We start from the raw sequence: 14,601 nt of genomic DNA on the forward strand, positions 1-14,601 counted from the left end.
CCGTGATGCCGTCAGTGCTGCCGGCCGGCAACGGCCCAGCGCTCCACCAGCTCGAACAAGCCTTGCGTCAGCAGGGCCAGCACGGCTGCGGGGATCGCGCCGGCCAGCAGCATGTCGTTGTCATTCAGCGCCAGGCCGATGGTGATGCGTTCGCCGTAACCGCCCGCGCCGATAAAGGCGGCGATGGTGGCCGTGCCCACGCTCATCACGGCCGCCGTTTTGATGCCCGCCAGCATCACCGGCAAGGCCAGCGGCAAGTCCACGTGCAGCAAGCGGTCGCGCTTGCTCAAGCCCAGCGCCAGCGCCGCCATGCGCAAGCCTTGCGGCACCTGCAAGATGCCCGTGCACGTGTTGCGCACGATGGGCAACAAGGCGTACACGAATAGGGCCACCAGCGCCGGCACCGTGCCTATCATGCCCAGCAGCGGGATCAATATCGCCAGCAGGGCCAGCGACGGCACCGTCTGCAGCACGCCGACGAAGGCCAGCACCGTTTGCCGCAGCGGCGCCGATAGTGCCGCCAGCACGCCCAGCGGAATGCCGATCAGGCACGCCAGCGCCACCGACAGCAGCACCAGGGTCAGGTGCTGGCGCGTCAGGGTCCACAGATCGTCGCCGATGAGTTTATCGAGCAGCTTGCTGCGCGCGGCGGCCGGTTTTTTCGCCGACGTGCCGGAGGCCAGCCACTGGTGCGCCACGCCGGAAAAAGTCTTCCCATCGATTTCCACGGCCGCATTCATGGCGATCATGTCGCTCTCGCTGATGCGCCCCTGCAAGCCTTGCAGCGCGAGCCAGGCGGCGGGAAAACGCTGCGGCACATCGAGCCGGTACAGGAGCATGGCGTCGTAGCGGGGAAAATACTGCTGCGTATCGGCCAGCACGCGCAAGCCGTACTGGCGTATCTTCGCGTCCGTCGAATAGATGTCGATCACATCCACCTGGCGCTGCGCCAGCGCCTCGTAGGCGATGCCGTGATCGAGCCCGCGCGGGCGCTGCGGCAAGCCATAGCGCGCGGCCAGGCCCGGCCAGCCGTCGACCCGGCCGATGAATTCATGCGACAGGCCGAACTTCAAGGCGGGATGCTGCGCCAGCTGCGCCAGGCTGGCGATGCCCGTTTCATCGCCGCGCATGGCCAGCGCATAGGTATTGTTAAAGCCCAGCGGCACGGCCACGCCCAGGCCCAGCGCCGCCAGCTCGCGCCGCATCTGCGCCAGATCAATGGCCTTGTCGTGCTTGAGGATTTCGCCGGCGATGGTGCCCATGTATTCGGCATACACGTCGATGCTGCCCGCCTGCAGCGCGGCCAGCACGATGGCCGTGTTGCCCAGGCCCTGGCGATGCAGCGCCTTAACGTGCGGCGCGGCGCTCTGTTTGACGATTTCGCCGAGAATATATGATTCCGTAAAGCGCTTCGAACCCACCTTCAAGGTGCCGCCGTCCATGGCAAGGGAGGATATGGGCGCGGCGGCGAAGACAAGTAACAACAGCAAATAAGCAAGACGCACGCGGCGCTCCAGGACGGATGATCAATCCGGCAAGCTTACCACCGGCGCGCGCCAGACACCGCCATGCACCACGCCCGCGCACGGGTTCAGGCCCAGCGCATACGCCAGGTCGGCCGGGCGCGCGATGCGCCACAGGGCGAAATCAGCGCGCTTGCCCACCGCCAGGCTGCCCGTTTCCTGCTGCAGCCCCAGCGCGCGCGCCGCATGGATCGTGCAGCCGGCCAGCGCTTCCTGCGGCGTCAAACGCCACAGGGTGCACGCCATGTTCATCGCCAGCAACAGGGACGTCATGGGCGACGTGCCCGGGTTGCAATCGGTGGACACGGCCATGGGCACGCCGGCCGCGCGCAAGGCCGCCACTGGCGGCGGCTGCGTCTCGCGCAAAAAGTAATACGCGCCCGGCAGCAGAACGGCCACCGTGCCATGCTGCGCCATGGCGGCGACGCCCTCTGCCGACAGAAATTCCAGGTGGTCGGCCGACAGGCCGCCATAGCGCGCCGCCAGCGCCGCGCCGCCCAGGTCCGACAGCTGCTCGGCATGGAGTTTCACAGGTAGCCCCAGCGCTTTCGCCGCTTCGAACACGACTTCCGTTTGCGCTGGCGTAAAGCCGATGCGCTCGCAAAAGGCGTCGACGGCGTCCACCAGGCCATCGCCGGCCAGCTGGGGCAGCATCTGCCCGCACAGCAGCCCGATATACGCATCGGCCTGGCCTGCATACTCGGGCGGCAGCGCGTGCGCGCCGAGGAAGGTGGTGCGCACGGATACGGGCAGTGTTTGCCCTATCCTGCGCGCCACGCGCAGCATCTTCGCTTCGCTGGCCGCGTCGAGACCGTAGCCGGACTTGATTTCCAGCGTCGTCACGCCCTCGGCCAGCAGCGCCAGCACGCGGGGCAGACTTTGCCGCAGCAATTCGTCGTCGCTGGCCGCGCGCGTGGCGCGCACGGTGGACATGATGCCGCCGCCGGCACGGCTGATGTCTTCATAGCTGGCGCCATTCAGGCGCGCCTCGAATTCGTCGCTGCGGTTGCCCGCGTGGACGATGTGCGTGTGGCAGTCGATCAGGCCGGGCGTAAGCCAGCAACCCTGGCCATCGTGCAGCACCGCGCCGCTGGCCGGCAGCTCGTCGCCGGGGCCGAACCAGGCGATGCGGCCATCCTTGACGGCGATGGCCGCGTCCAGCAGCTCGCCATAACCGTGCTCCATCGTGGCCAGGTGGACGTTGTGGATGACCAGGTCCCAGTCTTGCATCGCTTTCTCTCCCTAGGTGAACAGGTCGACGCACAAGACGGGCGAACGCTGCAAGGCGTCGAGCCGCCATTCCTGCGCATCGTCGGCGTCCAGCAGCAGCGCGTCATGGCGGGCCAGCGCGAACTGCTGCTCGCCACCGCGCGCCAGCACGTGGCCTTCGCCGGCGACAAACAGCAAGGTCGCCGCGCTGCGCCGCACCAGCCGGCACGGGGCCGTGATTTTTTCCAGCTGGTGGCGGCAGCGGTCGCGCCGCGTCATCACATTGAAATCCGTCGTCGTCCCCTTGACTTGCGCCTCCACGGCCGCCTCGCCGGGAAACCACAGCATCGGTTGCGCCGCGCTCAAGGTCACCTTGCGCGTGCCGTCCAGCGTCAGCTGCACGCTGTCGCCATCGACCAGCATCAGGCTGCGGTCGATGCCGGGAAAACTGGAAAACGGCCCGCTGGCCGTGATCGTCGCCAGGCTGATACGCCAGTCGAATTCCATCAGGCTGGCGCCGGGCGGAGCAATGGCGATTTCCATCGTGCTGCCGCCGCCGTTTTTCCACGGCGCGGCGCGCAGGCATTCCTGCGGGATGAAGGTCGCCATCAGAGCGCCCTCAGTTGCGCCAGCGTGCGCTTGTAGGCGGCGGCGATGGCGTCCTGCGCCACGTGGCGCCCGTCGCGCACCTGCCATTGGCCGCCGCACAGCACGTCGCGCACCAGGTTATCGTTGCCGCAGAAAAGTACGCTGCCCAGCACATTGTCGATGGCCACGCCGCACAGGTTCACATGCGCCTCGTCGAGCACCAGCAAGTCGGCGCGGCAGCCGGGCGCCAGCGCGCCGAGCTTGCGCCCGGCCGCCTGCGCGCCGCCCTGCAGGGCCGCCTGCCACAGGTAGTCGCCCACATGGCGCTCCTCCGACGTGGCGGCGACATTGCGCTGCTGCCGCTGCAGACGCTGGGCATACTCGAGCCAGCGCAATTCCTCGACGGGCGACTGCGATACATGGCTGTCGCTGCCGACGCCAAAGCGCCCGCCGGCAGCGATGAATTCGGCCAGCGGGAACAGGCCGTCGCCCAGGTTCGCTTCCGTCGTCGGGCACAGGCCCGCCACGGCGCCGCTGGCGGCCATCAGCGCCACTTCATCGGGCTGCACATGCGTGGCATGCACGAGGCACCAGCGCGCATCGACGTCGACCTGCTCGTACAAATACTGCACCGGGCGCCGGCCGCTGTAGTCCAGGCACTGGTGCACCTCGCCCTGCTGTTCGGCGATGTGGATGTGGATGGGACGGCCCGCGGGCAGTGCCTGCGCCACCTGTTTGATCTGCGCTACGCCGGCCGCGCGCAGCGAATGGGGCGCAAAGCCCACCTCCACCTGCCCGCCGCGCTGCGGCGCCAGCGCCTCGACGATGCGCAGCACATCTTGCGCATCGGTGCGAAAGCGCGCCTGCTCCGCTTTCAACGCCTGCTCGCCAAAACCCGCATGGCTGTACAGCACGGGCAGCATGGTCAGGCCGATGCCGCTGAGGCGCGCCGCCGCCAGCACCCGTTCCGCCGTTTCCGCGGGACGCGCATACAGCGCGCCGGCCATATCGCGCTGCAGGTAGTGAAATTCGCACACGGCCGTGTAGCCATGGCGCAGGCATTCCGCAAACAGCTGCGCGGCGATGCTTTCCATCTGTTCCGGCGTGATGTGGCGTGCGAAGCGGTACATCAGCTCGCGCCAGGTCCAGAAGCTGTCCGGCCCGTCACCCGCAACCTCCGTCATGCCGCCCAGCGCCCGCTGGAACGCGTGCGAATGCAGGTTGACCATGCCGGGCAAGACATATTCGGCCACTTCGGCGCCGGCGGGCGGCGCGGCGTTTTCCGCCACCGCCGTCAAATCCCCATTCTTGTCCCATTCCAGCAGCACGTCACGGCGCCAGCCTTGCGGCAGCAGCGCATGGCGCGCAAACAGGGACGCACTCAACGCGCCACCCATGCCACGGCCGCTTCCATCATCTGGCGCAGCAGCGGCTGCACTTGCGCCGCCAGGTCGGGCCGGTAGCCAAACGGTTCCGTTTCGTCCATGTACAGGCACTGGCACATCTCCAGCTGGATCGCATGCACGCGCTGCGCCGGCTGGCCGTAGCGGCGCGTGATATGGCCGCCCTTGAAGCGGCCATTCAAGGCCACGGTAAATGCCTCCTGCGCGCGCGCGATATCGACCACGGCGGACGTCAGGCCGCTATCGCAGCTGGCGCCATCGGCCGTACCAAAGTTCAGGTCGGGCAGCTTGCCGTCAAAGAAGCGCGGCACGCGCGAGGCGATCGAATGGGCATCCCACAGCACCACGGCGCCATGCACGCGCAGCAGCCGGTCCAGCTCCGCGCGCAGCTGCGCATGATACGGCGCCCAGTAGCGCTGCAGCCGCTGCCGCACGTCCTGCGCATCCGGTTCGCGGCCGGCCAGGTACAGCGGCTCGCGGTGAAAGGTATCGTTGGGCAGCAAGCCCGTCGTATCCTGCCCCGGATACAAATTCGTGTCTTCCTGCGGGCGGTTCAAGTCGATGGTGTAGCGCGACCAGCGCGCCGACAGCACGGACGCATCCATCTCCTGCAAAAAGCCATACAGCTCGCGCAGATGCCAGTCCGTGTCGGCCTTGACCAGGGCCTGCGGCGTCATGCGCGCGGCGATATCGTCCGGTATGTCGGTGCCCACGTGGGGCATCGACACGAGCAGCGGGATGCTGCCTTCATTAAAGCGGAAATCCATGCTTGTCTCCTTGCTCCAGCTCAAGCGTACAGCGGAGCGAACAAATTCTTGCACGTGCTGCTCAACTCACCCTGCAGCACCATCTGCTTGGCCGCTTCGATGTCGGGCGCGAAGAAGCGGTCGGCGTCGAAGAACGGCACTTTCTGGCGCAACTGGTGATGCACATGTTCCAGGTGCGGCGAGGTTTTCAGCGGACGGTGGAAATCGATGCCCTGCGCGGCGGCCAGCAGCTCGATGCCGACGATGACGGCCGTGTTGTGCGCCATGTCGTCCAGGCGGCGCCCGGCGAACGTGGCCATGCTCACGTGGTCTTCCTGGTTGGCGGACGTCGGCAGGCTGTCGACGCTGGCCGGATGCGCGAGCGACTTGTTTTCCGACGCCAACGCGGCAGCCGTCACGTGGGCGATCATGAAGCCGGAATTGACACCCGGGTCGCGCACGAGGAAAGGCGGCAGGCCGGACAAGGTGGCGTCGATCAGCAGCGCGATGCGGCGCTCGGCCAGCGCGCCGATTTCGGAAATCGCCAGCGCCAAGGTGTCGGCCGCAAAGGCCACCGGCTCCGCATGGAAATTGCCGCCCGAGACGATTTCCGCCTGCCCGTTGGGGCCATCCTGGAAGATCAGCGGGTTGTCCGTGACGGCATTGGCTTCGATCAACAGGGTGCGGCCGACGTTGCCGATCAAATCGAGGCAGGCGCCCATGACTTGCGGCTGGCAGCGCAGGCTGTACGGATCCTGCACGCGCTCGTCACCTTCCAGGTGCGAAGCGCGAATCGCGCTGTGCGCCACCAACTGGCGGTACATCTGCGCGGCCAGGATCTGGCCCGGCTGTCCGCGCACGGCGTGCACGCGCGCGTCGAACGGCGAATCGCTGCCCTTGGCCGCGTCGAGCGACAGCGCGCCCGTGACCATGGCCGCTTCCAGCAGGCGCTCGGCCATGAACAGGCCATGCAGCGCCAGCGCGTTCGACACTTGCGTGCCGTTGATCAGCGCCAGGCCCTCTTTCGCCGCCAGCACCACGGGCGCGATGCCCGCCTGCGCCAGCGCCTCGGGGGCCGCCATCAATTCGCCGTTGACGCGCACGTCGCCCACGCCCAGCATGGCCAGGGTCATGTGCGACAGCGGCGCCAGGTCGCCCGAGGCGCCGACGGACCCCTTGGCGGGAATGGCCGGCATGATGCCCGCGTTGTACAGGGCGATCAGGGTATCGACGATCAGCGGGCGCACGCCGGAAAAGCCGCGCGCCAGGCTGCCGATCTTCATCAGCATGATCAGGCGCACGACGGCGTCCGACAGCAGTTCCCCCGTGCCGACGGAATGCGACAGGATCAGGTTGCGCTGCAACTGCTCCAGCTTTTCATCGGGGATGCGCGTCTTGGCGAGCAGGCCGAAGCCCGTGTTGATGCCGTACGCCGCGTCGCCCTTGGCGACGATGGCTTGCACGGCGGCGGCCGACGCCTCGATGACGGGATAGGCCTCGGCAGCGAGGGTCAATTTTGCCGGCGCGGCCCAGACGGCGCGCAGGTCGGCCAGGGTCATCGCGCCTGGTTTCAGGGTCCAACTTTTGGCATGCTGTGTCATAGTCATTCGAATCGAGGTCTCAAGGAATCATGGGAAGAATCAGGCCGTTGCGCTTGGCGCAGGCGGCCGCTGTTTCGTAGCCGGCATCGGCATGGCGCATCACGCCCGAGCCGCTGTCGTTGACCAGCACGCGCGCCAGGCGTTTCGCCGCCGCTTCGCTGCCATCGGCCACGATGACCATGCCCGCATGCTGAGAATACCCCATTCCCACGCCGCCGCCATGGTGCAGCGAGACCCAGGTGGCGCCGCCGGCCGTATTGAGCATGGCGTTGAGCAGCGGCCAGTCGGAGACGGCGTCCGTGCCATCCTTCATGCTTTCCGTCTCGCGGTTCGGGCTGGCGACGGACCCCGTATCGAGGTGGTCGCGGCCGATGACGATGGGCGCCTTCAGCTCGCCCGTGCGCACCATCTCGTTGAAGGCCAGGCCGGCGATGTGGCGCTCGCCCAGTCCCAGCCAGCAGATGCGCGCCGGCAGCCCCTGGAAGGCGATGCGCTCGCGCGCCATGTCCAGCCAGTGGTGCACCTGCGCGTGGTGCGGGAACAGCTCCTTGATCTTCGCATCCGTTTTATAGATGTCTTCCGGGTCGCCCGACAAGGCCACCCAGCGGAACGGCCCGCGCCCTTCGCAGAACTGCGGGCGGATGTAGGCGGGCACGAAGCCGGGGAAGTCGAAGGCATTCTGCACGCCCTGGTCGAACGCCACCTGGCGGATGTTGTTGCCGTAATCGACGGTGTTCACGCCCATGGCGTGGAAATCGAGCATGGCTTGCACGTGGGCGGCACAGGAATCGGCGGCCGCCACCGTCAGGCGCGCATGGCGCTGCGGGTCTTGTTGCGCCGCCTTCCAGTCCGACACGCTCCAGCCGCGCGGCAGATAGCCGTTGACCAGGTCATGCGCGGACGTCTGGTCCGTCACCAGGTCCGGCACCAGGCCGCCCGCCTTGGCGCGGCGCACCAGCTCCGGCAGCACTTCGGCCGCGTTGCCCAGCAAGCCGATGGAAATGGCTTCCTTGCGCTGCGTGTGGTATTTGACCAGTTCCAGGGCTTCGTCCAGGCTGGACGCCTGCTTGTCCAGGTAGCGCGTGCGCAAACGGAAGTCGATGCTGCTTTGCTGGCATTCGATATTGAGCGAGACGGCGCCCGCCATGGTGGCGGCCAGCGGCTGCGCGCCGCCCATGCCGCCCAGGCCCGCCGTCAGAATCCAGCGTCCGCCCCAGTCGCCGCCGAAATGCTGGCGGCCCGCTTCGGCGAAGGTTTCATACGTGCCCTGCACGATGCCCTGCGTGCCGATATAGATCCAGCTGCCGGCCGTCATCTGGCCGTACATGAACAGGCCCTGGCGATCGAGTTCGTTGAAATGTTCCCAGTTGGCCCATTTCGGCACCAGGTTGGAGTTGGCGATCAGTACGCGCGGCGCATCCGCGTGGGTCTGGAACACGCCCACCGGCTTGCCGGACTGGATCAGCAAGGTCTGGTCGTCTTCCAGCTCGCGCAAGGACGCGAGGATCTGGTCGAAACAAGCCCAGTTGCGGGCCGCGCGGCCGATGCCGCCATAGACGACCAGGTGCTGCGGATTTTCCGCCACTTCCGGGTCCAGATTGTTTTGCAACATGCGGTAGGCCGCCTCGGCCTGCCAACTCTTGCAAGCCATGACCGTGCCGCGCGGGGCGCGGATGGTACGGCTGGCATCAAAGCGTGGATCGGTGTCCATTGTGCTGTTCATGCTGTCTCCTCGTAGGGTGCGAGCGGGCGTACTTGGCCCGCTCTGGTGCTACCAGCATAGGTTGTCTATACAACCAAGTCAACAGGTTTTTGCAGGCGTCAAATCCTTATTTTTTCTCGAACACGCGCTTGCCCGCCACCCACGTCTGCAGCACCTGCGTCTTGCCGATGGCCTTTGGTTCCACGCTGAACAAGTCCTGGTCGACGACGATGAAGTCCGCCCATTTGCCCGCTTCCAGGGTGCCGATGGCCTTTTCCTGGTGCGCCGCCCAAGCCGCGTCGAGGGTGAAGCAGCGCAGCGCCTGCGTCACCGTCATGGCTTGCTGCGGATACCAGCCGCCGGCCGGGAAGCCCTCGCTGTTTTGCCGCGTGACGGCCGCATGGATGCCCTCGAACGGGTTCGGCGACTCGATGGGGAAGTCGGAACCGCAGGCGATGCGCGAGCCTTGCGCAAGGAAGGTGCGCCACGCATACGCGCCCTTGATGCGCTCATGGCCCACGCGCTGCTCCGCCATGTTCTGGTCGGACGTGGCGTGCGTCGGCTGCATCGAGGGGACGATGCCCAGGGTCTTGAAGCGGGGGATATCGCTCAATTGCACCACCTGCGCATGTTCCATGCGGTGGCGCAGGCCCGCGCCGCGGTATTGCGCGATCAAGGCTGCATAGCCGTCGAGGATCTGGTGATTGCCCGCGTCGCCGATGGCGTGCACATTCACCTGGTAGCCGGCGCGCATGGCCTTTTCCATCTTCGCGCGCATGGCGCCGTCCGGGTAGAACAGCAGGCCACGGGTAGAGGGATCGTCGCTGTACGGTGCCAGCAGGGCCGCACCGCGGCTGCCCAGAGCGCCGTCGGACACCAGTTTGACGGCGCGCAAGGCGTACATGTCGCGCGCATAGCTATTCAAGGGGCCGTTTTTCGACAGCGCGTCGAAGTCTTCCGTCGTGTCAAAAATCATGCCGTACACGCGCACCGTCAGCTTGCCATGGTCCGCATAGTCGCGGAACAGCCGGTCCTGCATCTGGCCGATGCCCGCATCGTGCACGCTGGTCAGGCCCACTTGCGACAGCTGCGCCAGTGCGCCATCGAGGGCGGCGCGGTTTTCCACGTCGCCCGGCTTGGGCAGCACGGCGTCCATCAAGTCCATGGCGCTGTCGACCAGCACGCCGGTGGCATTGCCATCTGCATCGCGTTCGATCTTGCCGCCCGCCGGGTCTTGTGTGGCGCGCGTGATGCCGGCCAGCGCCAGCGCGCGGCTGTTGGCCCAGCCCGCGTGGCCATCGACGCGGCGCAGCCACACGGGCCGCGCACTTTCCGCCGCATCGAGTTCCGCTGCCGTGGGAAAGCGTCCCAGCTTCCAGATTTCCTGGTTCCAGCCATTGCCGACGACCCAGCTGCGCTCGGGATGCGCTTTGGCGAAGTCGCCCACGGCCTGCACGGCGGCCGGCAGCGAGGCAGAACCGTACAGCATCACGCCGCTGGCGATCGTCCCCAGGCCGAAGACGTGGCCGTGCGCGTCGATCAGGCCTGGCAGCACGGTTTTTCCCTGCACGTCGACATGGATGGCGCCCTTGGCCGCCTTGCGCTTCACCTGCGCGGCGCTGCCGACGGCGAGCAGCTTGCCCCCGTCGTCAAAGGCCAGCGCCGTGAAACGCACCACCTTGCCGGCAGCATTGAGGGTGTAGCCGTTGGCATTGTCGATGATGGTATCGGCATGCGCGTGGCCGATGGCCCCCAGGCAGGCGAGCGTGAGCAGGGTGCGGCGCAGTGGCAAGGTCGGCATTTCCATCTCCAGGTCTTTTAGTCGTTAGCAAAAAGACGAGTGTATAGAAATTGGCAAAATGGTCAATCAGGCAGCACGGGGCGCTCGTACCATCAGCCAGTAATCGCAGCCCGTGACGGCTTCCGCGTAGCGTCCCGCCGCCACGAAGCCCAGGCGGGCATAGAACGGCAGGCTGCGCTCGTTGTAGGTCTCCAGGAAGCACGCGGCGCCGGCCGCATCGACGGCCGCCAGGCCCGGCGCCAGCACGGACGCGCCCAGCCCCTGCCCTTGCGCGGCGGGAGCGATGCCGGCGATCGACAGGTACCACGCGTCTTGCAGACCATGCGGCGCCAGCGCGTGCTCCATGTTCGCGACGATGGCCGTGAAATGCGCAAAGCCCCGCTCCCCCAGCAGCGCGCGCAAGGCGGCTTCGCGCTGCGCATACGCGGCCTGGCGCAGGGCCGCCGGCGTATCCGTCGTCCAGATGGCGGCGCCATTGCCCGCGTCGTCAGCCAGGTCGACGCGCCCCGCCTGCCCCCCCTCGACCAGCGCCAGCGCGAAATAGGCTTCCAGCATGGCCAGCCGCGCCGCCTCGTCGCCGCCGCACGCCACCGTGACGGTGTGGTAGAACGGATCGCCGATCAGGGCGGCGGCCAGGCTGCGGGCGGTGCGGGAGGATTCGATGTTGGATGGGCTGGACATGGGGACTCTTTCTTCTTATTGAAACGCCCGGCATCTTAACGCAAGCGCGCAGGCCTTGCGCCCAGTCAATACCTGCAAGACGCCACGGGTCTACGCTGAGGTTTTCAGGTGGAATACCCCATGGCCAGGCACCATGTCATCAGCACCACCGCGTGCGACGTGTTCTTCAAGCTCGTGGCGCACCAGAAGAGCAGCCTGGGCGCGCGCTTCGACAGCATGATCGTCACCTTCAGCGCCGACGGCCAGCCCGTGCTGGGCGCCGCCCTGCGCAACGCGACAAGCGGCTGCGAACTGCACCGCCTGGCCGGCCAGCCCGACGAATGCTGGTGCTGCGGCTATGACGAGCAGCTGGAATTCGTCTCGCAAGCCGACGCACCGCTGGCGCACGCCGACTACCGGCTCACCTTGAGCAATGGCGAAACGTGGACGGGGACGACGAATGCGAAGGGGCGCACGGGGCGTATCGCCAGCAAGCGGGAGGAACAAATCACCCAGGCCGAATTCCTGCCGCACCCGGACAAATCGCCATGCTGCGCCGCCGCGCCAAAACACGCAGCGCCTGCCGTCAAGATCGTCCAGCTGGATGGCATCAAGACGACCGGCAAGGATGTCGGTTCGTCCGTGAAACAGGTCAAAGTGAAGGACAAGGTTCGCCCGCTGACCAGGGGCGAGATCGACATGGCGTGGATGCTGTTCCAGGATGCGATTGACTACGGCAAGGTCAAGGTGCATGGGGAGCCGTATCTATGGTTTGGCTTGCAGCCGAAGGATGTGGCCATGACGCCGGATGGGGAGATGTATTTTCATGTATTGGACTACAAGGAGGACTTTTCCAAAGAAAAAGATAGTCTGAAACACTGGTTTATGCACGAAATGGTTCATGTTTGGCAGTACCAACTCGGATATCAAGTAAAACTGCGGGGAGCCATTCGCTTGGGGCTGGACTACAAATATACCTTACTCCCCAATCAGAAATTATCCAGCCATGACATGGAAGCGCAAGGTGATTTATTGGCGGACTACTTTGTGCTGAGATTTTTAACTTCCACTCGTGCCATGCGCCAGCAACGCTATAAAAACTCCGGAGAACTGTTTAAAAAGGTACTCAATGATTTTTTTAACGACCGCAAGAGCCCGAAAAACTTGCCTGGTAACGATATTGACCATGAGCCTATATTCGATATTCCCTGACACATGGGCATATTCCCGCATGGCAGAAGCAGTTATCCAGTCGGCGCAGGGCATGCCCTGCTTCTCCATTACAAAAAAAGAAGAGGCACGCAATGGCCTGCCATTTCTTGGCGCACTCATGGTTTCAGACATGTCCGTGCAACCGGTAAAGGAAGTATGGGGGTTCTCCCTGCCGCCAGACATGGCGTTAGCCATCCGTGCCAGCACATGCATCCGCTATGGAAACGTGCCTACCGGTGCGACGGGCATACGCGCAGAAAAACTGATACCCGGGCATTTCTATAGCGTATTCCTGAATGGCAGCCCCAAAGATCCGTCCGATCCAACGTATGGTTACCAAGGAAAATTCTGCGTAGTGGCGACGGCGGCCGGACCTCAGAAAGTCATTCCTATTGACAGCGACATGCAGGAGTGGCGCACTGAAATCTGCCCACCCCATCCATCACGCCCATGATTCGACGTTATTTATCATCCTCCCCCCGCTGCGCCGGCGCCCTGAACCATTCACCGGGCGGCACCACATGCGACTCTTTCGGGTCATCGATGTAGTGCGGCGAGGTGATCTGTACGTCGAATTCGTTGAAGACGTCGATGATGTTCTGGTGCAATCGGTTCAGCACTTCGGCGCGCTGGCGGGGGACTTCGGCGCTGGCGTAGGCGACGAGGCGGTATTGCACGTAGTAATCTTGCAGGGCCAGTTGCATCACGTACGGCTTCGGCGTGGTGGACAGCTCCGTCGTGCGCGACGCGGCCAGTTCCAGCATGGCGTGCACTTGCCGCCACGGCGTGGCGTAGCCGATGGTGACGGTGGAGTCGAGCACGAAGCCGCCGCCGGGCTGGGCGCGCGAATAGTTCTTTGTCGTCTGCGACATCACCCAGGCGTTCGGCAAGGCCACCTCTTCGCCCAGGCCCGTGCGCAGGCGCGTCTCGAACATGCCCACGTCGACCACCGTGCCTTCGCTGTCGCCCACGCGCACATATTCGCCTTTGCGCAGGGCGCGCGTGTACATCAGGATCAGGCCGCTGGCGCCCTGGCCCACGATGCTCGACGCGCCGATCGACACCATCAGGCCCACCAGCACGGACAGGCCCTGGAAAGCGGCCGTGTGCGAACCGGGCAGATACGGGTAGGCCATGGCCAGCGCGAACAGCCAGATCACCACGCTGGCGATGCGGCGCGTCGGCAGGGCCGTGTCCTTGTCCAGCCAGCCGATTTGCAATTCGCCGCTTTCCACGCGCTTGAACAGCGAGGCGGCCGTGGCGGCGATCAGGCGCGCGATGGCGAAGATGACGCACACCAGCACCAGCCCCGGCAAGGCGCCGATGATGGCGTGGAAGACGTCGGCGGCCACGTCGAACAGATAGCCGCTCAGGCTTTCGCCCCAGGAGCGCGTGTAGGGCAAGCGGCCCAGCACGAAGGCGGCCCACAGATACGTGGCCATCAGGCGCAAGCCCCACAGCACGGCGCTCAGCAGTTGATACGCGAAGGCGATGTAATGTTCGGCGTCGAGCACGCGCACGTTCTTCAGGCGCACGTCGCGCAGGCGCGAGGCCAGCAGGATGCCGCTGCGGCGCTTGGCCCAGTGGTACAGACGCGTCAGCCCCATCCACACGAGCCAGAACACGAGGGTGGCGGCCGCGCACACGGCGGCGGCGATGGCCAGGTAACGCCAGCTGCCCTGTTCGCGGTAATCGAGCACGGCCTTGCTCAACTCGCCGGCCGCCGTTTTCGCCACGCTTTCCGTCGTGTCGCCGGCCAGCTGGTTGACGTCGCCAGGCACGACGACGAACAGCTGCACGCCGTCGAGCAGCACTTGCGTGCCTTCGGGAATCATGCGCGTGCTCGTCTGCAAGGGGCCATTCTTGGCCAGCACGCCTTCCAGGCGGCGCTGCGCGCCCGTGGCCCGCTCATCGGGCGGATAGCCGGCCAGCGCGGCGCGGAATACGAACACCTTGCGGTTGGCAAACATCAGCGGCGCCGTCCTGGCCGCCGCGGCCTGCGACGGCGCCACGACGGACGCGGCCTCCGCAACGAGCGCGGGCACGCCATCGTCCGCATGGGCTGCGGGCAGCAGGAAAATGGTCAACAGGCACAACAGGCGGAGCAGCGCGGACATGGCAGAAATGAAAGAGTGACAAGAAGCAGCCATCATGCC

Annotated in this window: 12 protein-coding genes; 2 read left to right on the plus strand and 10 right to left on the minus strand. The window is 65.8% G+C overall.

The features are described from left to right. Positions 1–11: 11 nt before the first annotated feature. The 9 genes from O3300_RS21775 to O3300_RS21815 all read right to left on the minus strand — a co-directional run bounded on the left by O3300_RS21775 (position 12) and on the right by O3300_RS21815 (position 11,254). Complete coding sequence (locus tag O3300_RS21775; protein ID WP_305054258.1) at positions 12–1,442, minus strand: glycine betaine ABC transporter substrate-binding protein; 1,431 nt, start codon at positions 1,440–1,442, stop codon at positions 12–14. Positions 1,443–1,526: 84 nt separating this feature from the next. Then, complete coding sequence (hutI, locus tag O3300_RS21780; RefSeq protein ID WP_305054088.1) at positions 1,527–2,753, minus strand: imidazolonepropionase; 1,227 nt, start codon at positions 2,751–2,753, stop codon at positions 1,527–1,529. Positions 2,754–2,765: 12 nt separating this feature from the next. After that, on the minus strand, positions 2,766–3,341 hold the full coding sequence (locus O3300_RS21785) for a HutD family protein (protein WP_305054089.1): 576 nt from the start codon (positions 3,339–3,341) through the stop codon (positions 2,766–2,768). Beyond that, positions 3,341–4,717, minus strand: coding sequence for a formimidoylglutamate deiminase (locus tag O3300_RS21790; RefSeq protein WP_305054090.1), 1,377 nt, complete (start codon positions 4,715–4,717; stop codon positions 3,341–3,343). The genes O3300_RS21785 and O3300_RS21790 overlap by 1 nt, the downstream gene beginning before the upstream one ends. Then, complete coding sequence (gene hutG / locus O3300_RS21795; RefSeq protein ID WP_305054091.1) at positions 4,702–5,490, minus strand: N-formylglutamate deformylase; 789 nt, start codon at positions 5,488–5,490, stop codon at positions 4,702–4,704. The genes O3300_RS21790 and hutG overlap by 16 nt, the downstream gene beginning before the upstream one ends. A 20-nt stretch (positions 5,491–5,510) precedes the next feature. After that, on the minus strand, positions 5,511–7,070 hold the full coding sequence (gene hutH / locus O3300_RS21800) for a histidine ammonia-lyase (protein ID WP_289900202.1): 1,560 nt from the start codon (positions 7,068–7,070) through the stop codon (positions 5,511–5,513). A gap of 19 nt (positions 7,071–7,089) precedes the next feature. Further along, positions 7,090–8,793, minus strand: coding sequence for a urocanate hydratase (gene hutU / locus O3300_RS21805; protein WP_305054092.1), 1,704 nt, complete (start codon positions 8,791–8,793; stop codon positions 7,090–7,092). Positions 8,794–8,899: 106 nt separating this feature from the next. After that, the gene (locus O3300_RS21810) at positions 8,900–10,573 is read right to left on the minus strand and encodes an amidohydrolase (RefSeq protein WP_305054093.1); all 1,674 of its coding nucleotides are present in this window, start codon (positions 10,571–10,573) and stop codon (positions 8,900–8,902) included. Between the two features lie 66 nt (positions 10,574–10,639). Next, a complete protein-coding gene (locus tag O3300_RS21815; protein WP_305054094.1) occupies positions 10,640–11,254 on the minus strand; it encodes a GNAT family N-acetyltransferase in 615 nt (204 codons plus the stop codon). Between the two features lie 159 nt (positions 11,255–11,413). On the opposite strand from O3300_RS21815, the gene O3300_RS21820 reads away from it, so the two are divergent. Further along, positions 11,414–12,445: a hypothetical protein gene (locus O3300_RS21820; protein ID WP_305054095.1), complete on the plus strand. Its 1,032-nt coding sequence runs from the start codon at positions 11,414–11,416 to the stop codon at positions 12,443–12,445. Next, complete coding sequence (locus tag O3300_RS21825) at positions 12,420–12,899, plus strand: hypothetical protein (RefSeq protein WP_305054096.1); 480 nt, start codon at positions 12,420–12,422, stop codon at positions 12,897–12,899. The genes O3300_RS21820 and O3300_RS21825 overlap by 26 nt, the downstream gene beginning before the upstream one ends. A 7-nt stretch (positions 12,900–12,906) precedes the next feature. On the opposite strand, the gene O3300_RS21830 is transcribed toward O3300_RS21825, so the two are convergent. After that, a complete protein-coding gene (locus O3300_RS21830; RefSeq protein ID WP_305054097.1) occupies positions 12,907–14,562 on the minus strand; it encodes a mechanosensitive ion channel family protein in 1,656 nt (551 codons plus the stop codon). Positions 14,563–14,601: the final 39 nt, after the last annotated feature.

The organism is Janthinobacterium sp. SUN206, from assembly GCF_030587305.1.
Classification (GTDB): Bacteria; Pseudomonadota; Gammaproteobacteria; order Burkholderiales; family Burkholderiaceae_D; genus Janthinobacterium; species Janthinobacterium kumbetense.

Excerpts from the sequence above, each read along its gene's own strand:
- O3300_RS21775 (WP_305054258.1), bottom strand. The coding sequence starts at position 1,442 with ATGGACGGCGGCACCTTGAAGGTGGGTTCGAAGCGCTTTACGGAATCA.
- hutI (WP_305054088.1), bottom strand. The coding sequence starts at position 2,753 with ATGCAAGACTGGGACCTGGTCATCCACAACGTCCACCTGGCCACGATG.
- O3300_RS21785 (WP_305054089.1), bottom strand. The coding sequence starts at position 3,341 with ATGGCGACCTTCATCCCGCAGGAATGCCTGCGCGCCGCGCCGTGGAAA.
- O3300_RS21790 (WP_305054090.1), bottom strand. The coding sequence starts at position 4,717 with ATGGGTGGCGCGTTGAGTGCGTCCCTGTTTGCGCGCCATGCGCTGCTG.
- hutG (WP_305054091.1), bottom strand. The coding sequence starts at position 5,490 with ATGGATTTCCGCTTTAATGAAGGCAGCATCCCGCTGCTCGTGTCGATG.
- hutH (WP_289900202.1), bottom strand. The coding sequence starts at position 7,070 with ATGACACAGCATGCCAAAAGTTGGACCCTGAAACCAGGCGCGATGACC.
- hutU (WP_305054092.1), bottom strand. The coding sequence starts at position 8,793 with ATGAACAGCACAATGGACACCGATCCACGCTTTGATGCCAGCCGTACC.
- O3300_RS21810 (WP_305054093.1), bottom strand. The coding sequence starts at position 10,573 with ATGCCGACCTTGCCACTGCGCCGCACCCTGCTCACGCTCGCCTGCCTG.
- O3300_RS21815 (WP_305054094.1), bottom strand. The coding sequence starts at position 11,254 with ATGTCCAGCCCATCCAACATCGAATCCTCCCGCACCGCCCGCAGCCTG.
- O3300_RS21825 (WP_305054096.1), top strand. The coding sequence starts at position 12,420 with ATGAGCCTATATTCGATATTCCCTGACACATGGGCATATTCCCGCATG.
- O3300_RS21830 (WP_305054097.1), bottom strand. The coding sequence starts at position 14,562 with ATGTCCGCGCTGCTCCGCCTGTTGTGCCTGTTGACCATTTTCCTGCTG.